The sequence below is a fragment of the Bradyrhizobium sp. CB3481 genome (assembly GCF_029714305.1).
In the GTDB taxonomy this organism is placed as follows: Bacteria; Pseudomonadota; Alphaproteobacteria; order Rhizobiales; family Xanthobacteraceae; genus Bradyrhizobium.
In genome coordinates this window covers 1599279-1620161 of the sequence record NZ_CP121647.1, presented here as the reverse complement: position 1 = coordinate 1620161, position 20883 = coordinate 1599279, and the positions used below count along the sequence as shown (strand labels likewise).

Genomic DNA, 20883 nt, shown 5'->3' with positions numbered 1-20883 from the left:
ACCGCGCGTTTAGAATTAGTATTTCTCCAAGCAGATCTGTCGCGATCATCGGCGCCGAATTTAAAATTGGAATTAATCCAGACACACCAAGCGACGGTTGCGGTCACGCGTGGAACCTCAACGAAGAGAAGTCCGCCGGCACGAAGCTCAACACCTCGCGCTTCGCAAGGGCGTCAACAGGAAGGAGGTCGCCCAGGGAACAAACATCACGGCAATCGGTTGGCTTCGGCGGGAGACCGGGATGACATCCTTTAATTTAAAGAGCGTGCTTTTTTGGCTGGCCGGCGTTCCCCTGCCGATCATCCTTCTGATTGCGCTCTACCTGCATCCCGGTTAGTTGGCCGCTGCTTCGTGCAGCGCGTGTCACCTTCGCGTGCCATGGAGTGAATGTAAGCAATCTGCTAGAACCGCGTCACACGGCGCAGGCCATAGGCGCGGAGGCGTTAGATGACGGCGGGCTGCCCATTGCTGATCGATCTCCATGACAGGCTGCGCGAGGCCTGGTCGGCGGAGACAGGTGGGAAGTGGCGACCCGACAATCCCGCGGCGGGACAATGCTCGGTGACGGCGCTGGTCGTGCAGGACAAACTCGGCGGCGATATCCTCAAGACCGACGTCGCCGGCGCCTGGCATTTCTACAACCAGATCGACGGCCGACGCATCGATTTCACCATGCGCCAGTTCGACAGTCCGATCGGATATGACGACCTGCCGAGCAACCGGCAGGAAGCGCTCGCCGACACGTCTATGACACAGTACGAATTGCTACGCCGACGGATTGGACAGGTCGGTTGATCTTGGGGAATCTTGTCCCGGGCGCGATGCAGCGCGCAAGCGCTGCGTCGCAGAACCGGGACCCATCGCGCGACAGATCGTGGGCCCCGGCTCTGCGGCGCACCACTTCGCGGTGCGCCGCGTCCGGGGCAAGTGCAGTGAGCGACGCTGACACCAGATGACCCGCTTCTCCTTCATCCTCGCCCTGCTCTTCACCTCGCCTTGGGAAGCAGCCGAGATTGTCGAGGTGAAGGACCGCGGCCCGATCGACCTCGCGCCGTTCAGCTGCCAGGACGTCACCCGCAGCAGCGTCATCAGCCGGGTCTGCTACGACAGCGAAAGCCGCCGCATGCTGGTGCAGCGCCACGCGGTCTATCAGCAGTATTGCGATGTGCCGCAGGACGCGCGCGATGCGCTGTTGAACGCGCCTTCGATGGGATGGTTCTTTAAGACACACATCGAAGGCGCCGACGGAAGCGGACGCTACGGTTGTCTGGCGCACCGCGAAAGCTAGTGACTGGCTCGCTCGGCCTATCGAAGTATTGGGCCGGTTGTGATGCCGCTCGAGCCGCCGCCGATCGGCGGAATACATTCCCGCATCGAAAGCCGACGGTGCAGGCGACAGTCCCAGTATGTTTCGACCATGATGCCCGCGATCACGATCGCGAGACCGACCAGCAGGAGCAAGGCGAAGCGATTTTCGGTTTTCATGGCTAACTTCTTCGATCACCGCCGATTTCGCGATGCAGCTTATAGGTCGCTGGTTAAAAGAAGCTGGCGCTGGTGCGCCCCGCTGTCGACTTGACATTTTTTCCTGTTTTGTAAAATTCGTCAAATGGACCCACGTACCCGCATACTCGATGCCGCCATGCTGGTATTCCGCCGGCACGGCTTCCGGCGCTCCTCGATCGAGCAGGCCGCTGACGCCGCCGGGCTGACGCGACAGGCGCTCTACCATCACTTCAAATCCAAGGAGGCGCTGTTCCGCGCGGTCATCGAGCGGCTGCATGAGGAGGCGCTTGCCGCTGAAGTCGCCGCCGCATTGGACGCGGAAAAGGCCGGCGGCAGCCTTGCCGATATTCTGGTCGCCTCGGTCTCCGCCAAGCTCGGACAGATGGCTGCGTCGCTCGACGGCTCGCCCCATGTCGAGGAGCTGTTTTCCGAGCATCTCGTGCAGGCGCGCGACCTCTACCAGAAATATACCGGGCTCTATGCGGATCAGCTCACCGCAACGATCGTTCGGGTCTGCCGCAAGCAGGGCCTTGCTTTGCGCGACGGCATGACGCCGCGCGAGCTCGCGCGATGCGTCGAGATGGCGGTCAACGGCACCAAGTCCGCCTATCCCGCATTGCAGCCGCCCGGCGCCTTCCTGAGGGATCTCGAAATCATGCTGCGCACGCTGATCGCCGGCGCCATTGCGCCTGCGAAACCGCGCGCCGCCAAGCCAAAGCCGGTCAAGAAATCCGCCCGCAAACCTGGAGATCGCAGATGAGCACCATGACGATCAACGGCAAGCCAGCTTCCCTCCCCGACGATCCCGATGCGCTTCTGGTCGACGTCGTGCGCGACGCACTGGATCTGACCGGCACCAAGCTCGTCTGCGGCGCCGGCGTCTGCGGCGCCTGCACCGTGCTGGTCGACGGCGAGCCCGCTGTGAGCTGCCTGATGCCGGCCCAGTCGGCCGCGAACAGGAACGTGACCACGGTCGAAGGCATCGGGGCGGCGAAACTGCACCCGGTGCAGAAGGCCTTCATGGCGCACGACGCGCTGCAATGCGGCTTCTGCACGCCGGGCTTCATCGTCGAGGCCGCAGCGTTTCACGACCGCTGGCGCGCTGCAAAAGGAACGGCGGTGCCGTCGCGCGAGGAAATCGGCGCGGCATTATCAGGCCATCTGTGCCGCTGCGGCGCCTATGACGGCATCTTCCGCGCCGTGGCGGATGCCTGCGCCGGGCGCTTCGACGGCAACGACATCCTGCCCCCGCGCATGGAAGCGCGCGACAAGGTGACGGGAGCAGCGAAGTACACCGTCGACATCCACCACGACGGCCAGCTCGAAGGCGTGATCTTGCGCTCGCCGTTTGCGCATGCGCGCGTCACGGAGCTCGATCTCGCGCCGGCGCGCGCGATGTCGGGCGTCAGCGCCGCGATTTCGCTGCTCGGCGACGACCGCATCGTCCGCTACGTCGGCGAACCAATCGCCGCCGTCGCTGCCAAGGACCGCAAGACCGCGCTCGCCGCGATCGCCGCCATCAAACTGACCGGCGAACGTCTGCCCGCAGTGATCGGGCTCGATGACGCCCGCAGACCTGATGCGCCGGTCGTGTTCGAAAAATCCGCGCGCAAGAAGGCCGGCAATGTCTCCGAAGGCGGCGGCTCGCCGGCGCCTTGGAAGGGCAACCTCCGCGGCCCGACCGCGGCCTTTTCCAAAAAGCCCAGGAAGGTGCGGAGTTGGGTCGCGGATGCCCGCGCGGCGAACGATCCGCTGCTGGTGGAAGGCACCTTCCGTACCGCCACGCAGCAGCATTCCTGCCTCGAGCCGCACGCCGCGGTCGCGCGTTTCGACGGCGACCGGCTCACCGTGCATGTCTCGACGCAGGCGGTGTTTCATCTGATGGAGCTGATCGCCAAGCGCTACAAGCTCGGCCACGACAAGGTGCGCGTGATTGCCGACCATGTCGGCGGCGGTTTTGGCTCGAAGGCTTCGCTCGGTGCGGAGACCATCACCGCGATCGAGCTCGCGCGCGAGGCCAGGGCGCCAGTCCGGGTGGCCTATGACCGGCACGAGGAGCTTTCCGTCACCGGCTATCGTCCGGCGGCGGAGATCAAGATCGCGCTGCTGCCGTCCGAGCAGGGCGAACTGAAAGCGCTGTCGTTCACCGCCTATGGCGACACGGGCGCTGCGACCAACTCCACCATCGCCGCGCTGGCCCGCCTGATCTATCCGGCGGAAGCCAAGGAGCTCATCGATTTCGACGTCATCAGCAATCTGCCGGCGGGCGCGCCGTTCCGCGGACCCGGCGGCCCGCCGATGGCGTTTGCGCTGGAGCAGGCGATCGACGAGGCGGCGGTTCGCATGAACCTCGATCCGATCGCGCTGCGCAAGCGCTGGGATCCCGATCCCAACCGCCAGCGGCTCTACGATTGGGCGCTGAGCCTGGACATCTGGCGTGGCCGCAAGCCGATCGCCGCGCAGAGCGGCCGCTATCGCCGCGGCATCGGCGTCGCCACCGGCTATTGGCTTTATCTGTGGCAGCCGGGCTCGAAGGTCGAAGTAGCAGTCAAGGGCGGACATCTCGTCGTCAGCACCGCGACGCAGGACATCGGCACCGGCACCCGCACCGTGATCGCCAATACGGTCGCGCGCGAATTCGGCCTGGAGCCGCACGAGATCGACGTTCGGATCGGCGATTCAAAATTGCCGGAGGGACCCGGCTCGGGCGGCAGCCGCGTCACGGCATCGATCATCCCGCCGATGCTGCTTGCGATCGAGCAGCTCAAGACCGCGATCCAGCAGAATGCAAAACGCCAGCCGGTCCCCGGCTCCAACGCACCATGGCGCGACATGCTCGCGGCATCGCCCGACCTCTCGGTGTCGAGTGTGCGGCCGGAAGATTCGAAAAAGACCGCACCGGGAATTGTGTCGCCGCTCAAGCAGGCCGGCTTCATGGGCATGATCTTCGGCTGGATGATGCGCCGCTTCTCCAACCTCGCGATCGGCGCCGGCGTGCCGAGCTCGGTGCAGGTCGTCGAGGTCGAAGTCGATACCTGGCTCGGCCATGTCCGGGTGGTCAACGTGCACACCGGCATTGCGGTGGGCAAGGTCGTGGCGCCCGCCCTGGCACACAGCCAGGCGGCCGGCGCGGTCATCCAGGGTATCGGCTACGCCCTTTATGAAGCGCGCGAGGTCGATTCCCGCACCGGCGACGTGCTTAGCGGCGGCATGGAGGATTATCGGATTCCGGGAATTGCAGACACTCCGGAGATATCGGTGCATTTCGACCAGGACGGCTTCGATCACGTGCTCGGCGGCAGCGTCGGCATCGGCGAGGTCGCGACGGTGCCGACCTCGCCGGCCATTGCGAATGCGATTCACAACGCCATCGGCATCAGGTTGACGGAACTGCCGATCCGTCCCGACCGTCTCGTCGCCGCGCTCAGAGGGAGGGCCGCCGCATGACACCGATAGCCATGACCGCCACCGCAAGCGAATTCCGCGCCGCCGGCACCGATCTTTCCGAGCGCCGCCGCAGCGGCGTCTCGACCGGGCCGCTGATCGACATAGCGGCCGCGCCCGACATGATGGGGATGCACTGGGCTACCGATGGCAGCTTGCGTCTTGGCGCCTTCACCACCATTGCCGCCATCGCCGCCGATCCGCTCGTCGCCGCCGCCTATCCGGGCATTGCGGCATCTGCGCAGGGCCTGGCGACGCCGCAGATCCGGCACCTCGCCACGCTCGGCGGCAATCTCGCGCAGCGTTCGCGCTGCTGGTATTTTCGCAATCCGCATATCGCCTGCCTGAAGAAAGGCGGCTCCGACTGTCCGGCGCGATCGGGCAATCATCTCTATCATGTGGTCTTCGACCTCGGCCCCTGCGTCGCGCCGCATCCCTCGACGATGGCCGCTGCGCTGCTGGCCTATGACGCGAGGGTGACCACCGACCGCCGGACCTCGCTGGCGATCGCCGACCTCTTCGGCGACGGCTCCAACGGCGCGGCCGACAACGCGCTGCAGCCTGGCGAGATGATCAAGAGCATCGAACTGCCCGCACCGCTGCAAGGCGAGCGCGCGCTCTACAAGCGAGCGATCAGCCGCACCTATGCGGAATGGCCGCTGGTCGAGATCTGCGCCCGTGCGGTGATCAAGGACGGCGCGTTCCAGTTCGTCCGCCTCGCCGCCGGCGGCATCGCGCCGGTGCCGCTGCGGCTTGCGGTGGTGGAGACGGCATTGCAGGACAGGAAAGCCACGGCGGCTGCGATCGCCGATGCGGCGGAGCAAGCTGTATCAGGCGCAAGCCCGCTGCCGATGACCGGCTACAAGCTCGATCTGTTGAAGGGCGTCGCGCACGATCTACTGGAGCGACTGGCAAGTGTTCGTAGGGCGGATTAGCCGAAGGCGTAATCCGCCGCCCCGAGATGGCGGATGACGCTTCGCTAATCCGCCCTACGCTCGCTACATCATCGGCGGTCCGAACCATTTGGTTAGCGCCTCGGCGAGACCTTGGCGGGTTTTGTCGCCCACCCACGCCACGTAGCCGTCGGGCCGGATCAGGACGGCAGCAGGCGCCGTGACGGCGCCGATCGCGGGAAGCTCCCATGCGCCATGATATTCGGCGTCAACAAGCTGAACCCGATCCGTCCATGGCGTGATGCCGAGCCTGCCTCGCTCACCGAAGTTGAGCAGCACAGGCCTTGCGTCATGCAACAGCGCAAATGTCCGCAGCGCGCCCTTGGCGGTGACGAGATCAAGGTCAGGCATGCGGTGCCCGAGCAGCGGATGCCCTTCGCCAAGATCGTAACGAATATCCAGCCCGGACATCATGGCGGCGAAGCGCCGGCGCGGCTCGTCCATGTCGAGCAGCTCCGACATCGTCTCGCGCAGCGCCTTCGTTCGGTCATCCATCCTGCGAAGCGCGACTTGCGCCATCGTATTGCGCAGCACGCGGGCGCCGACCGGATGGCGCTCGGCATGGTAGCTGTCCAGGAGGCCGTCCGGCGATACCCCCTTGATCACCTGGGCCAGCTTCCAGCCGAGATTCACCGCATCCTGCACGCCGGTCTGCAGGCCCTGTCCGCCATCCGGCGGATGCACATGCGCGGCATCGCCGGCGAGCAGCACCCGTCGCTTGCGGTACGCCGCGGCCTGCCTGACCATATCGGTGAATCGCGACAGCGACGCGGGACTGTGGACCCCGTAATCGCTTCCGTATACCGCGATCAGCGCCTCGCTGAGATCGCGCAAAGTGGGTTCGCTCGTGTGCCCGGCGTGCCGTTCGGTCACGAGGACACGCACGCCCGCGCCATCCTCCAATTTGCTGAGGCCATGAACGCCGACCGCGTCGCGGCGCATGCCCCATTCGGCAGGCTCCTCCGCCAGTTGGACCTCGGCGATCAAATTGCTCGTCGTCGGATCCGATCCCGGAAATTCGATGCCGGCACATTTGCGGATCAGGCTGCGCCCGCCATCGCATCCGACCAGAAATTGCGCGCGCAGCGACTGGCCATCGGACAGCGCGATGTCAACACCCTCCTCGTCCTGCGTGAAGCCGGTCACCTCGCGTCCGCGATGGATCGTCACGGCGAGCTCGCCGACCCAAGCGGCGAGGATGCGCTCGATGTGAGCCTGCCAGAGCGCGAGCCCGTAAGGGTGCCGCGTCGGGAAGTCGCTGATGTCGAGCCGCATCCCCGCAAACCCAGCGACCTGCGCCACCTGTCCCGCCGCAAGGAATCGATCGGCAATCCCGCGCTGATCGAATACCTCAATGGTGCGCGCGTGCAGCCCGCCCGAGCGCGCGCCGATCAGCTCCTGGCTCGCCCGCCGCTCGACAATCGCGACGTCGACGCCCGCAAGCGCCAATTCGCCCGCCAGCATCAGCCCCGTCGGACCTCCACCGGCAATCACCACCGCATGCCCGCTCGACCTCAACACATCCATCCCGTGACTCCCTGGTTGTGATTTGGGCTGGCGGTTGTACGGGAAGACGGGGGTCTTGAAGCAAGCCCGTTGCGCACCACATATAGAAATGGAGGGAACGGCGCAGCGCTGCTCCTTCTATTCCCCAGAGAGAGTGATCTGCCCCCGCCCCGGATTTGCCAGGCTCAAGCGCTGAAGTCGGCTTGGCTACCTGAAGGGCCGGGCCGACCCGGATAGCCCGCAGACTGCTGCGCGGCGGCTTTCTGCTGTTCCGCCATCATCGCGTCGAAGGCCGCATCCAATTGCGCGCGGGAATAGTTGGTCGAAGTCGACTGACGCGGCGTCCATTCAGACTGCGCAATCGCGGTGGGCGCTTTCTCGATCGTGCCGCCGACAGCCTTTGCGATACGTTCCGCGCGCCACTGCGCCAAGTCAGGACCGCCGTTCGGGCTGCAAGGGTCCTGCAGATCACCGGTCTTTGCCGCGGCTTCATTCGTCATCGCGACAGAGCCGCCGTTATAAAGGGTCGCAACGATCTTCCCTTTGACCTTGACCGTTGCGTAGGTATTTTGCGGCGCGTTGTCGGGCACGCTGGCCGCAAAGGTCGCTTCGTCGGCCTGCATCCTTAGCCAATTCGTTGCCATCAGGTCGCGAAGCTCGGGATTGTCCTTGACCGAGATGATCTTCAGTCCGGAGGCGTCGAGCGCCTTCAGGGTTGAAACAGGAATTCCCGACTTTGCATTTTCCGCCGGCGTGCCTGCATCCGCACCGGCTGCAGGCAAGGCGTCGGCTGGTGTAAAAGTCGTTCTCGATGGATTTGTGGGCGTGGAGCGGATGTAGCTCCCGGCTGCATTGGCAATACTGGTAATCATGCACGCACCATTTCCTCGCACCCAAGGTGCAAGCAAGCGTCATGCCAAAGGGAAATGATTGATAAGACTGACGTCCTTCTTGTCGAACAATGATGCGCGCCGGAAAATCTTGCCGGCTGCGGCAGGACTTTCCATCGCAGTCAATTCGGCAATGAAAATGACGGGGCATTGATCAGGACGACGGATCGCCCCTCCGGCTATTCCCGCCGAAGTCAATCGCCCTTGCTACTTGCCCTCGGGCAGTTTGACCGGGATGTGGCGCGAGGTACTTACCACGCGAGGGCTTCTGTCAGGATTGATGTGGCTCTTGATCGTTTCCAGGAGCAGAAAGAATTTTTCGGCAAGCATGTGCGTCGCCTATGAACTGGTTGCAACAATACCGGGTCGAAAGCAACCGATCGGAAATTCGATCAACATTTTGAGGGCGCATCTGACGCAGTTCGGTCGCGTGCGCCTGAACCGCTTCAATGATCCTCGAACTCGTCTTCCTCGTTGACCTTGCTGCGGCCGCCGCCGAACCAGCGCGAGATCGATTTCTTGTTGCTGAGCGATCCTGTGGAATAGGGATCGCGTGACCCGTACGGGTTACGCTGGGCGCGCGCGGCGACCTGCTCGCCCGATACCGCGGCCGGCTGGCAGATGGTGCGGCGGGAGGCACGGCGCATCAGGTCGACGTGAATGTGGTCCTCATGATGCGAATTGGAGCCCGGTGCCAGCACGGTGTTGAACTGCTGGCAGGCGGTGGCCTGAACGTCGCGCAGAAAACCCTGCTCTTCCGGCATGCCGCGCCAGCCGCCCTTTACCGTGATGCGCCGTCCGTCGGCGAGCGTGAAGGCGGCGATGTCGAGCGCATTGCCGAACGCGTGCTCGGAAATATGCGCATGCGGATTGCCGTTCATGCCGCGGCAGGAATAGGCGGAGATCTGCTTGATCTCGACGACACGCATGCCGAACCAGCGCATCGCCGCCGGCTGCACGGAATCCGTGAGCCAGCGGTCGAGCGCGGAGACGATCGGGCATGCCAGCGTCGCCGCGGGCTTCATCGAGACCTGCCCGAAGGCGCTGACCGGGTTGCCCTGGGCGGGCCCGAGCCGCGGCGCGGCCGGCGAAGGCGAATAGCCTGGCTGCGCATACGGCGCGGAAGGTGGCGCGGGATACCGGTCACGCGGCGGTGACGCCATATAGCCGCCGTTGCGCGACGCCGGCGCGCTTTCGGGGGGCAGATCGACGTCGTCTTCCTGCGGGGCGGCGATGCCCGGCGCCGACAGCGAGATCGGACCGTTCGACGGCGCGGCATAGTTCGGCTGGCTTGGCGCCTGATAGGCTCCCGAAGAATTGCCTGAATACGTGCTCGGATAGTTCCCCTGCGGCGGCGCTGCTGCCGGCGCACGGTTGATCGGCCAGCGCGGCTGATTGCCGATATTGCCGGGCGGCCGCAGGCTTTCGTCGGCAAAGCCGAAACTGGTGGTGTTTTCGCCGAGCGCAGCGACCTTCAGCGGATATTCCGCACCGCACACGCCGGGACCGGAGATCGGGTCGATACGGACCACTTCCGGGCTTTCCCTGACCGCGCCGGACTTCAGGCAAGCGAGTTCGGCCTCGGCACGCCACGGTTCGCGCTCGGCGGACTGAAAAAATCCGCGGCCACAACCCGCTAGCGAGACGAGGACGAAGGAGCCGACGAGATACAAACGAACTCCGCGCGTCATCGCGCGCAGGTTCGACTAAATTTATTTAAAGACTCTTCAACATGTTGATTTTACGATTTTTTTACCATGTTTTCTGAGCCGGCAGCTGTGGAGAGCGGCCGGATGGACAGTAACGCTGACTTTTTGGGCCGGGAACGCTTTGTTAACTTCGAAGTTAGTCGCGGGCACGACGTGAACCCTAGGGAGCTGTCCTAATGGATTTCGTAAGTCCTCTCGTCAGCAGGCTTGGCGTTGTAGCCGCGTATGTTGCATTCGCCTTCGTCGGCGCGATTGTGCTCGGCGTGTTCTAGCGTCCGGACAGGGACGTCAAGACGCCCGGTGGCCCGGCCACCGGGCGTTTTCGTGGGCGGCTAACGCCCGCTGTTCGCCGGCCGGCCGCCACGACGTCACGAGATTGTCGGCGCGGCGCGTGATGCGGCTCCAGTTGTTGCCGGAGCAATAGAAACGGCCGAGCACACAGGCTTCGACGCGCAGCGTGTCGATCCCTTTCATCGCCATCGTGCCGTAATACGTCTCGCCGCTGTCCTGGCTGTAGACGCTGCCGCTCCATTGCCGCTCTTTCTTCGGCTTCATGTTGATCAAGATCGCCTCGCCCTTCTCGTTCGATGACGTCAGCACATAGCCGCACAGCGAAGGGCCGCATTTGGCGATGCGCACCGTGCCCTTGCCTTCGGTCAGCCAGTCGCCGATCGGCGAATCCTGCGGCTCTTCCTCGGCTTGATGCAGGACCTGCTCGACCTCTGGCGCAGGCCGCGCGGCCTCGGCCGGCTTCGCTTCCGGCGATGGCAGCGGCGCGGGAACGGCAACCTGCTGCGCGCGCGGAGCCGGCGGCGGCGCAACGATCTCGCTTGCCGAAGCAGCCGGCGTGTAGACGGCGGGCGGCGGTGGCGCGGTGACGATGGTCTTGGCCGGCGCCGTGGTCGCCGGCGGTGCGGGAGGCGTTGGAGGCGTGGCCGGCAAGACCGTTTGCGGCGCAGGCGGCACGGGCCTCAATGCTGTGCCCCCGGTGCGATCTTCATCGAAGCGGTTGCGGCGCCAGTCCAGACTTCTGGAGATCGACATCGAGGTGCACGACACCGAGGGCAATGTCTCTGGCGTTCGATGTGCACCTGGTGGCTGCCGACGCGGAACGAAAACGAGCGGGCATCAGCCGAAGTCGTCAGCGCGATCATCACGGCGAGAAAACCAAGTCGTTTCATCGAAGCTCTCCCGCCCAGGTGATGCGGCAGGCTAGCGGCGGGGAACCACGGCTGGATGTGATTTGAATCACCGAACGGATCAGCCGCCGGTGCTTACGTCCTCGCGTGACGTACATCACGGAAGGCGACGGCGCGTCTGCGTAGGGTCCGCTCAACTTCAACGCCTAAAGCCGCTCGGGAGGTTCTCATGAATAAGCTCTACATCCTCGCCGCATTGTTGATGGCCACCACTTCGGCGCACGCCGGCGGAATCACATTCCAGGTCAATGGCGAGCGCATCCGCATTGAAGCGCCGCGCAATTGCAACGCCCTGTCCTGCGTCAAGGTCACCGCGCCCGGCTACAACGGCACGATCGGCAATGTCGACCTCAAGGGCATCGGTTCGAAGAACAAGGATGACGATGACGCGGTCGCAGCCGCGCCGGCAAAGCCGGCGGCGCCCGCGCCGGCTCCCGTCCAGGCGACCGCGCCGCAGCCGCCCGCCCCCGCCGCAGCAGCCCCGGCGCCCTCGACGGTCGCGGCCGCAACGCCGACGCAGAGCGAAGTCGCAGCACCCGCTCCGCCGGCACCGCCCGCTCCCGTCGCCGCCACGCCGGCGCCCGCGCCGCAGCCGGCCCCGGTTGCCGCCGCGTCCGACCCGAACTCGCCCCTCGGCGTCTGGTCGACCGAAGACAACAAGGGCAATGTTCGCATCGAGGAATGCGGCGCCAATCTGTGTGGCTTTTCCGTCAACACCGGCGAACGCATCCTGATCAACATGAAGCCGCAGGGCAGCAAATGGACCGGCCGGATTCATGATCCCAGCAGCGGCCGCAACTACGACTCGACGATCGCACTGAAGAGCACCAACACGCTCAAGGTCCAGGGCTGCGCCTTCGGCGGCATGTTCTGCGGCGGCCAGACCTGGAAGCGCGTGAGCTAACGATTTCTCCGAGAGGTTTCTCCCGAGACCTCTTTCCTCCCGAGCCTTCTTTCTCCCGAGCCTTGGCCCCGTGATGAGAACCCACGGGGCCTCTTTTTTGTGTCCCGTCAACTAGCTTGCCGCCCGGAAATGAATCGCGCCGTTGTTCAGGAAACATGTTTTGCTGAACAGGCTCAGATCCAGAGGATTCGGCAATCTGACGTCCTCCAGATCGGGGCACGGCTTCTTCGACGGATCGTAGGAGCGATCGATCTGGGAGATGAAGACGAAGATCAGCCCTCGATCGCGTGCAAACGACTGCAGCGCCTGCACCTGAATCATCAATTCCGGATTCGCGCGCTTCTGATCGAGCAGTTGCAGATAGTCCACAACCACCAGGGTGCCGCGCGGCGCTGTGGCGAGCCGTTCGACGATGTAATCCGAGCTCAGTGCATCAGAGCTATCGAACTCGAACAGACCGGCGAAATCCGCCCGCTCCGCACCGATCGCCCGGAAGCGATCCAGAATATCCTTCTCCGTATACTCCAGCGTGAAGAACACGCCGCGGCTACCGGCCTTCATGGCTTGCACAGCGAGCTCGAGGCTCATCAGAGTCTTACCCTGCCCGGGGCGCGCGCCGACCAGCAGCAGATCGCCGGGAGCCAGCCGCGCAAACAACTTTTCGGCGGGCACGGCGGCACTCATTTTGGCAGCGAGCAGGCTCCAGCCGGCAAAACCGTGTTGCCTGGCAATGCGGTCGAGCGCTTGGTGCAGCGGGATATTTTCTGCACGGGAGAGAAGTTTGGCCTTGCGCTTCAGGTGATAAACGGGCGCAGACAGCTTCATGACAAGAACCTCCTATTTGCGAGCGATGTCGCAACCCCTCCTTATGCTTGGTGCCCGAACAGTTGGTTCGATGGGTGAATGGCCCCGCATGAACGATGCTTACCCGACGGAGGGGGGAGGCGTGGACCGCGCCAGAATCAGATTATAGCCGATGCCCGGCAAGGCGACGAAACAAATCTCCGCCGCGTGGTGTGAAAGCGCCATACCCGCATCCCGGGCGTGGCGCCTGATCGTTTGTTGCAGGCAATGACAACAAATGCCGCATTCATCCTGCATTCAGCCTGGCGGCGCTGAAATCGGATTCCCGCCTCCTGCCGTCCCTCCGCAAACGGAAATAGCTCGATGTTGCGCCGACTTTGCCTCGCGCTGGTGCTGCTCTTCTGCGGCGTGCCGATCGGTGCGGGGCAAGTTTTCGCAGGCCCCTTCGAGCAGACGCAACTGGCGCAGGCACAGGCCGATCCTGCGCAGCCTGCCACGCCGGCGCCCGACGCAAACGCGCCGGCCGCCGACGCCCAGGCGCCGGAAGAGCCGATCGGCAACGTCGCGACCGTGACCGGCAGTGCCAGCGTGATCCGCAACGACACGACGACCCCGCTCAAGGTGAAGGACGACATCTATCTCAACGACGTGGTGCAGACCGGCGCCAACGCGGCGCTCGGCATCACCTTCATCGACAACACCACCTTCAACCTCAAGGCCAACACCAAGATCGCCATCGACAATTACGTCTATGAGGACGGCGGCAAGAGCAACGCCGCGATCTTCGATGTCGCCAAGGGCACCGCGGCTTTCGTCGCCGCCTCCGTCGCCAAGACCGGCGACATGAAGATCACGACCCCGACGGCAACGCTCGGCATCCGCGGCACCACCGGCCTCGTCGAAGTGCCCGAAGGCGCGAGCGCCAACAATCCGAGAAACGTCGCGGTCAAGCTCTATCCGGACGCCGACGGCAGGGTCGGCCGCATCGAGGTCAACGACCGCGCCGGCGCCCAGCTCGGCTTTCTGACTCAGGGCGCGAGCGGCTTTACCATCCGCCCTGGCGCGGGCGGCGCGCGCTTTGCGGCGGTGCCGCTGGCGATCCCGCAAGCGGTGGTGCTGCGCGACCAGGGTTTTGTGCGCCAGCTTCACTCGACGCAGAATCTCGGCCGGCAGGTCGTATTCCAGCAGCGGGAATTCCGCCGCGCCAATCCCAATTTCGTCAATCCGAACCGACCGATCCGGCAGCTGCAGCCTGGACAGCCGCGCCAGAACGGGCTGCCCGGACAGAACAGGCCCGGACAACCGCCTGGTCAGCCGAACCGTCCGGGCCAGCCGCGCCAGAACGGCCTGCCGGGACAACCCGGTCAGCCGCCACTGCCGGCCGCGCCGAACCGGCAGGGACAGAATCCGGGACAGCAGCAGCCGGGTCAGCTCAATCGTCCCGGCCAGCCGCAAGCGCCGGGCCAGTTGAACCGGCCCGGCCAGCCGCAACCGCCGGCCGCGCCGAACCGCCAGGGCCAGCAACTGCCGGGCTCGCCCAGCCAACCCGGCCTGCCGCCGCGTGCCGGACAGCCGCAGCGGCCAAGCGTGCCGGCACAGAACGGATTGCCGCCGCGCGCAGGCCAGCCGCCGCGAACCGATCTGCCGCCTCAGCCCAGCGTGCCGGCACAGCAGAGCGCACCGCCGGCACGGCCCGGATTGCCGAACCGCTACGGCGCGCCCGGATTGCAGCGCCCGCCCGCCGTTCAGGGCGCGCCATCCGTGCAACGTCCGGCGGTGCCCGCGCCGCGGCGCGTTGTACCTGCTCCACAGCGCGGCAAGCCCTTGCCGAGAGATCAGCGGTAGCGACTTATCTCGTGCCCCGGACGCGGCGCAGCACGAAGTGATGCGCCGCAGAGCCGGGGCCCATCGCGCCGCGCGCATATGGGTCCCGGTTCTGCGAAGCAGCGCCATAGCCTGTCGAAGACGCGCGTAAACGCGCTTATGGCGCTGCATCGCGCCCGGGACACGAGACTAGCGAAATAGTCGAAGCAGGTTTTGCCAAAAGCCCGTTCGGTCGGCTTTGTGCTGATGGACGACAGGCTGCACCGCGTCTGGCAACGTCGTTCCTCCACCATTCGCCGCGGCCAGTGCGATCGGTCCGACCTGTTCCAGAAATGCGCGCTCATAGCCGCGCGACAGCCGGTCGACGGCCTTGTCGAGTGGCAGCCAGTCCACCGCCTTGACGTCGCGCATCAATTCGCGCGTCGGTGCCTCCGCCGCTTCCATGCGCCAGTAATGCACGACCTTGGAGCCGTCCCTGACATCATAGACCAGCGTGCCGAGAAATTCGTGCACGGCAACGTCGTGCCCGGTCTCTTCCATCACCTCGCGTATCGCAGCGGCGCGCGGCGTCTCGCCGCGTTCGAGCTTGCCCTTGGGCAGAGCCCATTCGTTGTGTTTACGCAGGCGCACGACCGCGACCAGCGGCGGCTCCTCCCGTCGCAGCACAATACCTCCTGCCGCCAGGACGGTCGTTCGCGCCATCGCTCTTCCCGCATTGCTTCGAGCCTGCAAGCATATAGAGACAAGCGCTTCTCAGATCGAGAAAAAGAATCAGGGTCTTCGCAGCAGCGGCTCACCCGCACGGATGCGCCCGCCTTCCACGACATTGTCGGCGAATTCGAAACTCTCCGGCGCCAGCACGATGATGGTCGAGCCGTGCTCGAACCAGCCGAGCTCGTCGCCTTTCTTGACCCGCGCAAGGCAGGGGAAGTCGACTGGTCCCCTGCTCTGCGCGTTGAGCGTAACATCGAGAAAATGCAGGCGGATGCCGGCGACCAGGATGGCGGCGACCGGCACCAGCGTCAGCGCTTCGCCTGACGTCAGCCGCGCCTGCAGCACGGCCCGTTCGTTCTTGCAGAACAAACGCTCCACCCGCTTCAGCGCGATCGGATTGACGTTCCAGACATCGCCATGGATGAACGTCACCTTCTTGATCGTGGCATCATACGGCGCGTGGAAGCGGTGATACATGCTCGACGTCAGCCGCAGTGTCAGGAAGCGTCCGTTGCGGTGCTGGTCCACCATCGCGGGATCGCCGAGCAGGTCGAGCAGCGAATAAGGCGCACCCTTGATCTGAAACAGCTCGGTATCGGCGATGCGGCCGTGCGCGCCGATGATGCCGTCGCTCGGGCTGCTGACGACATTCGGATCCGGATCGAACGGCCGCAGCCCGGGGCGCAGCTCGCGCGTAAAGCAATCGTGCAGGCTCTTGAATTCGGTCTTCTTCGCCTCCGACAGATCGAGATCGGAAAACAGCCGCCAGCACAAAATCGAGAAATGACGCACCAGCGGGTTTTCGATCTTGCTGAACCAGCCCATGAAGCGGGTCAGCGCCGCCCGCGGAATGCGGTTGGTCAACAGGAAATTGAGGTTCTCCTGCTGCGTCAAGCGGGCGATCAGTCGCCGCATTGTCATCAATCTGTCAGCAGGATTGGCTAGCGCTTCAGACATGGATTCGTCCCTTCCGATTCTTTCGCTGTCCGCCGCCGCAGTCGCAAGCGCCGCGGCCGTCTTCCCCAAATTGCAGGCGCGGCTCGCGCTGTCGCGCGCCAAGCACCGCTCGCTGACTGGACATTCCAAAATGTCCAAAATGGTGGCGCGGCTGGTACCGCATTATGAGTTCGATATCGCCGGCTTCTTTGCCTCCGACGGCGCGCCCCCTGACATCGCCATGCAGCGGCAGGACGCCTTCTTCCGCCTCGCCTGCCTGTTCGAAGAGCGCTACGCCAAGGGCCGGCAGATGACGGCGGAGGCCGCCGAGCATATCTCCGATCTGCAGTTCACCGAATCCTACCGGGTGCCGTTCCAGTACAGCCGGCTTGTTCGCGAAAATCTCGGCACCGGCACCTTCATGGAGTCTTCCGCCGGCGTCACCGTCACCGATGTCGACGGCAATGTGTTCTACGACCTGACTGGCTCCTACGGCGTCAACATCTTCGGCAACGACTTCTACAAGGAGTGCATCACGGAAGCCGAAAAGCGCGCCCGTGCGCTTGGCCCCGTGCTCGGCCCCTACCATCCCGTCATCAACGAGAATGTGCGGCGACTCTGCGAAATCTCCGGCCTCGACGAAGTCTCGTTCCACATGTCCGGCACCGAAGCCGTGATGCAGGCGGTGCGGCTGGCGCGCTACCACACCAAGCGTTCGCATCTGGTTCGTTTCGCCGGTGCCTATCACGGCTGGTGGGGCGACGTGCAGCCCGGCGTCGGCAATCCCGTATCGCCGCACGAGACCTATACGCTGGCCGATATGTCCGAGCGCACGCTGCATGTGCTGCGCACGCGCAAGGACATTGCCTGCGTGCTGGTCAATCCCTTGCAGGCGCTGCATCCGAACGCCAACGCGCCCGGCGATTCCGCGCTGGTCGACAGTTCGCGCAAGGGCGCGTTCGATCGTGTGGCCTATACGGAATGGCTGAAAAAGCTGCGCGAGGTATGTACCGAGCGCGGCATCGTCCTGATCTTCGACGAAGTCTTCGTCGGCTTCCGGCTTGCCGCCCGCGGCGCGCAGGAATATTTCGGCGTCCGCGCCGACATGGTGACCTATGGCAAGAGCCTCGCCGGCGGCCTGCCCGTCGGCGTGGTCTGCGGCCGCAGGGACCTGATGCGGCGCTTCCGCGACGATCGCCCCGCCGACGTCTGCTTCGCCCGCGGCACCTTCAATTCGCATCCCTACGTGATGACGGCGATGGACGAATTTTTGAGCCGACTCGCCAGCCCGAACTTCAATGCGGTTTACAATGGGCTCGACGAGACCTGGAACGGTCGCGCCGCCGCGTTGAACGAGCGGCTGGCCACCGGCGACCTGCCCGTCCGCGTCAGTAATCTCTCCTCGATCTGGATGGTGCAGTATACCGAACCCTCCCGCTACAACTGGATGCTTCAATACTATTTGCGCGCCGAGGGGCTGGCCTTGAGCTGGGTCGGCACCGGACGTTTCATCTTCAGCCTCAACTACACCGACGCCGACTTCAACGAGGTCGCCGACCGCTTCGTCGCAGCGGCCGAGAAGATGAAGCACGATGGCTGGTGGTGGCATGATGCTGCGCTGACCAACAAGAATATCAAGCGGCGGATATTGAAAGAGATGTTGCGGAAGCGGTTGGGCCGCTGAGGCTACTCGTCATGGCCGGGCTTGTCCCGGCCATCCACGTCTTAAGCACCAGTTGTGAGACCGTCATTGCGAGCGAAGCGAGGCAATCCACATCTCCGCACGGGGATAGATGGATTGCTTCGTCGCTTCGCTCCTCGCGATGACGAAGGAGGCAACGTGGGGAAGCCGGCAGCAGATAAGACGTGGATGGCCGGGACGAGCCCGGCCATGACGGCGTCGTTTGATCAAACCCGGCATCACGCCGGCTTGACGTGCTTCTCGAGGCCCGGATCGATCAATTCGCCCTTCATCAGGTACAGCGGCGCCTTGTAGTACAGCTTCAGGTCGCTGAAGGGATCGGTGAGGATCTTGGTCATCCAGACGAGGCCGGTCTCGACGTCGCGGATGAAGAACAGGTGGACGGTGCGGAACAGCAATCCGCCGATGCCGACCGCCAGCCACACCTTGGCGACCTGCCGCATGAAGTCGGCGGTGGTCGCCCAGGGCTCGACCAGCCCGAACAGCGTCGGGGTGAAATACAGCACCACCGGCGACAGCGCCCAGATCGTCATCAGCACGACCTTGCGCTGCAAATTATAGCCGACCTTGATATCTTCCTTGTGCTCGTGGGTCGCCTGGTTGACGTGGTCATAGCCCTTCGGCTCGAAGAAGAAGTGGCCAGCCTGGCGCGTCGTCATCGAGACCAGCCAGCCGACCAGCGCCGACACGACGGGATCGAAGAACAGCATCACATAGGCGAACAGGAAGCTCAGCGCGCTGACGAAGTGCAGCGACTGGTTGATGCGGCTGTGGTGATAGTAGCGATGGTCGTCCCAGCGCTGCGTCTTCAGTTCCTGTAGGAATTCCTTAATCATTCTCTACCCCCTCATTCTTTCCTGTTTGACGGTTTATCGGGATTCGATGTCCGGCATGTGACATCATGAAGTTGACATGTGACTGTTCGCAGTGACGCGATGACGCAAGTGACAACACCTACGCGTCAGGCTGCCGCGGCGACGTCGGCTTTGCGGAAACGCACCAGGGAGAAATGACCGAGCGGCGGAATCAGGCGGCGCTCCGCCAGCTCCATGCCGCGCGCACCGGCCAGCCACGCTGCGTAGCGCGACCAGGCGAACTCGGCGGTGCGGAAACCGAGCGGACGAACCACCGGCTGCAGCCGCTGCTCGATGAAGCGGCGCATGCCGGCGTCGGCGCTGACGCGGGTCAGGATGATCAGTTCGCCGCCCGGCCGCAGCACGCGGGCGAATTCGTCGAGCGCCTTTTCCGGGTTCGGCACCGCGGTGACGACATACTGCGCCATCACGACGTCGAAAGAATCGTCCGGGAATTCGAGGTTCTCGGCGTCCATCACCGCGAGCCCTTCGACGTTCTTCAGGCTGAATTCGTCGACGCGCTTCTTGGCCTTCTGCAGCATCGCTTCCGAAATGTCCGTGCCGAAGATGCGCAAATGCGGCGCATAGAGCGGCAGCGAGATGCCGGTGCCGACGCCGACCTCGAGCACCCGCCCGCCGATTTTGTTGGTCGCCGCAATCGCCGCCTTGCGGCCCTTCGAAAACACGCCTCCGAACACGAGGTCGTAGACCGGCGCCCAGCGGTCATAGGCCTGCTCAACCGTTTCGCGGTCGAAATCGAGCGGCCTTGCGCCGTCAAGCTTGATGATATCTGCCATGGTTGGTTCTGCCTTCTCGTCTCACGCACATCACGGTTGTTGCGATTGAACTTTCCTGAGCGCAGCCTTTTTGCGCTCAGCCCTGCACGGTGCCTGTCGCTGTTGCCCCGAGCACCGGCCGCAGCGTGCGGCTCGGCTGCAGCGCCGTCAGGTTGCCGATGAACTGCCGCGCGCTGTTTTCCCAGGAGCGCGCCAGCGCAAAGTTTCGGCACGCCTCGCGCGACATATGCAGCGCGCGCAAGCACGCTGCGCCGAGGTCGGTATCCAGCGCGCCGATCGGATGGTCAGCGATGACGTCCTTCGGGCCGGTGACCGGGAACGCGGCAACCGGCGTTCCGCATGCCAGGGCCTCGAGCTGCACCACGCCGAACGTGTCGGTCAGGCTTGGGAACACGAAGACATCGGCGGCGGCGAGATGCGTGGTGAGGTCCGCGCCCTTCTTCTCGCCGAGGAAGACCACATCCGGATATTGCGCTTCGAGCTGCGCCCGCTGCGGCCCGTCGCCGACCACCACTTTCGATCCCGGCAGGTCGAGCGACAGAAACGCCTCGATATTTTTCTCCACCGCAACGCGGCCCATGGTCATGAAGATCGGCCGCGGCAGGTCGAGCACGGCGGGGTTATGCGGGTTGAACAGCTCGGTATCGACGCCGCGCGTCCAGAAGCCAAGCCTGCGGAAACCGCGCGCGGCAAGCTCTTGCCGCAGCGAGTCGGTCGCGACCATGACCGTGGAAGACGCCGCGTGAAAGTGCCGCATCACCGCATAGCCGATGCTCAAGGGAAGCCCGGTGCGGACGGCGACATATTCCGGAAAGCGTGTCGTATAGGACGTCGTAAACGCCAGCTTGCGGCGGCGGCAATAGGCACGCACCATCCAGCCGATCGGCCCCTCGGTCGCAATGTGAATGGCGTCGGGCGCCGCCGCCTCGATCCGCCGCGCGATCTCGCCCGGCGTCGGCAGCGCGATGCGCAGGCCTGGATAGGTCGGCAATGGCAGCGAAGGGAATCCCTCCGGGTTAAGGAAGCTGATGTCGGCGCCGAGCGCCGCTGCACTGCGCGAAAGCGAGGTCAGCGTACGCACGACGCCGTTCACCTGCGGATGCCACGCATCCGTCGCAATCAAGATCTTCATGGCCCGAAT

20 protein-coding genes are annotated in these 20883 nt (G+C 64.5%); 8 read left to right on the top strand and 12 right to left on the bottom strand.

What is annotated here, in order from left to right:
* The first annotated feature begins 447 nt into the window (after positions 1-447).
* Entirely contained in the window at positions 448-795 is a 348-nt protein-coding gene (locus QA643_RS07840) for a hypothetical protein (protein WP_283032617.1), read from the top strand.
* Between the two features lie 157 nt (positions 796-952).
* Positions 953-1288 (top strand): KTSC domain-containing protein, encoded by a 336-nt coding sequence (locus QA643_RS07835; RefSeq protein WP_283032616.1) that lies wholly within the window; start codon positions 953-955, stop codon positions 1286-1288.
* Positions 1289-1305: 17 nt separating this feature from the next.
* Here QA643_RS07835 and QA643_RS07830 read toward each other — a convergent pair whose 3' ends face one another.
* Entirely contained in the window at positions 1306-1485 is a 180-nt protein-coding gene (locus tag QA643_RS07830) for a hypothetical protein (protein WP_283032615.1), read from the bottom strand.
* Positions 1486-1609: 124 nt separating this feature from the next.
* Between QA643_RS07830 and QA643_RS07825 the strand changes: the two genes are divergently transcribed.
* From QA643_RS07825 to QA643_RS07815, 3 genes are read left to right on the top strand one after another with little or no spacing between them, the layout of a single operon-like run.
* Positions 1610-2266, top strand: a complete 657-nt coding sequence (locus QA643_RS07825; RefSeq protein WP_283032614.1) for a helix-turn-helix domain-containing protein — start codon at positions 1610-1612, stop codon at positions 2264-2266.
* Entirely contained in the window at positions 2263-4953 is a 2691-nt protein-coding gene (locus QA643_RS07820; RefSeq protein WP_283032613.1) for a molybdopterin-dependent oxidoreductase, read from the top strand. Before QA643_RS07825 ends, QA643_RS07820 begins: the two co-directional genes overlap by 4 nt.
* A complete protein-coding gene (locus QA643_RS07815) occupies positions 4950-5885 on the top strand; it encodes an FAD binding domain-containing protein (protein WP_283032612.1) in 936 nt (311 codons plus the stop codon). The genes QA643_RS07820 and QA643_RS07815 overlap by 4 nt, the downstream gene beginning before the upstream one ends.
* 63 nt (positions 5886-5948) lie before the next feature.
* On the opposite strand, the gene QA643_RS07810 is transcribed toward QA643_RS07815, so the two are convergent.
* The 5 genes from QA643_RS07810 to QA643_RS07790 form a co-directional block, all read right to left on the bottom strand.
* Entirely contained in the window at positions 5949-7430 is a 1482-nt protein-coding gene (locus QA643_RS07810) for an FAD-dependent monooxygenase (RefSeq protein ID WP_283032611.1), read from the bottom strand.
* A gap of 164 nt (positions 7431-7594) precedes the next feature.
* The gene (locus QA643_RS07805; protein WP_283032610.1) at positions 7595-8281 is read right to left on the bottom strand and encodes a hypothetical protein; all 687 of its coding nucleotides are present in this window, start codon (positions 8279-8281) and stop codon (positions 7595-7597) included.
* 39 nt (positions 8282-8320) lie between these two features.
* The gene (locus QA643_RS07800; protein WP_283032609.1) at positions 8321-8497 is read right to left on the bottom strand and encodes a hypothetical protein; all 177 of its coding nucleotides are present in this window, start codon (positions 8495-8497) and stop codon (positions 8321-8323) included.
* 248 nt (positions 8498-8745) lie between these two features.
* Positions 8746-9990, bottom strand: coding sequence for an extensin family protein (locus QA643_RS07795; protein ID WP_283032608.1), 1245 nt, complete (start codon positions 9988-9990; stop codon positions 8746-8748).
* 306 nt (positions 9991-10296) lie between these two features.
* The gene (locus QA643_RS07790) at positions 10297-10950 is read right to left on the bottom strand and encodes a DUF2147 domain-containing protein (RefSeq protein WP_283032607.1); all 654 of its coding nucleotides are present in this window, start codon (positions 10948-10950) and stop codon (positions 10297-10299) included.
* A gap of 426 nt (positions 10951-11376) precedes the next feature.
* Here QA643_RS07790 and QA643_RS07785 point away from each other — a divergent pair, with 426 nt between their 5' ends.
* A complete protein-coding gene (locus tag QA643_RS07785) occupies positions 11377-12111 on the top strand; it encodes a DUF2147 domain-containing protein (protein WP_283032606.1) in 735 nt (244 codons plus the stop codon).
* 111 nt (positions 12112-12222) lie between these two features.
* Here the strand turns inward: QA643_RS07785 and QA643_RS07780 are convergent, their stop codons facing one another.
* Positions 12223-12936, bottom strand: coding sequence for a DNA helicase (locus QA643_RS07780; RefSeq protein WP_283032605.1), 714 nt, complete (start codon positions 12934-12936; stop codon positions 12223-12225).
* A 342-nt stretch (positions 12937-13278) separates the two neighbouring features.
* On the opposite strand from QA643_RS07780, the gene QA643_RS07775 reads away from it, so the two are divergent.
* Positions 13279-14760: a FecR domain-containing protein gene (locus QA643_RS07775; protein WP_283032604.1), complete on the top strand. Its 1482-nt coding sequence runs from the start codon at positions 13279-13281 to the stop codon at positions 14758-14760.
* A 168-nt stretch (positions 14761-14928) separates the two neighbouring features.
* Here the strand turns inward: QA643_RS07775 and QA643_RS07770 are convergent, their stop codons facing one another.
* Both QA643_RS07770 and asd read right to left on the bottom strand, forming a co-directional pair.
* Entirely contained in the window at positions 14929-15441 is a 513-nt protein-coding gene (locus QA643_RS07770; RefSeq protein WP_283032603.1) for an NUDIX hydrolase, read from the bottom strand.
* A 69-nt stretch (positions 15442-15510) separates the two neighbouring features.
* Entirely contained in the window at positions 15511-16374 is an 864-nt protein-coding gene (asd, locus tag QA643_RS07765; protein ID WP_283034740.1) for an archaetidylserine decarboxylase, read from the bottom strand.
* Between the two features lie 34 nt (positions 16375-16408).
* Between asd and QA643_RS07760 the strand changes: the two genes are divergently transcribed.
* Positions 16409-18073 carry an aminotransferase class III-fold pyridoxal phosphate-dependent enzyme gene (locus QA643_RS07760; RefSeq protein ID WP_283032602.1) on the top strand — a complete coding sequence of 555 codons (1665 nt, stop codon included), beginning with the start codon at positions 16409-16411 and terminating at the stop codon, positions 18071-18073.
* Positions 18074-18309: 236 nt separating this feature from the next.
* Here the strand turns inward: QA643_RS07760 and QA643_RS07755 are convergent, their stop codons facing one another.
* The 3 genes from QA643_RS07755 to QA643_RS07745 all read right to left on the bottom strand — a co-directional run bounded on the left by QA643_RS07755 (position 18310) and on the right by QA643_RS07745 (position 20874).
* A complete protein-coding gene (locus QA643_RS07755) occupies positions 18310-18927 on the bottom strand; it encodes a hypothetical protein (protein WP_283032601.1) in 618 nt (205 codons plus the stop codon).
* Between the two features lie 125 nt (positions 18928-19052).
* Positions 19053-19742, bottom strand: coding sequence for a methyltransferase domain-containing protein (locus tag QA643_RS07750; RefSeq protein WP_283032600.1), 690 nt, complete (start codon positions 19740-19742; stop codon positions 19053-19055).
* A gap of 76 nt (positions 19743-19818) precedes the next feature.
* Positions 19819-20874 (bottom strand): glycosyltransferase family 1 protein, encoded by a 1056-nt coding sequence (locus QA643_RS07745; RefSeq protein WP_283032599.1) that lies wholly within the window; start codon positions 20872-20874, stop codon positions 19819-19821.
* Between the last annotated feature and the right edge of the window lie 9 nt (positions 20875-20883).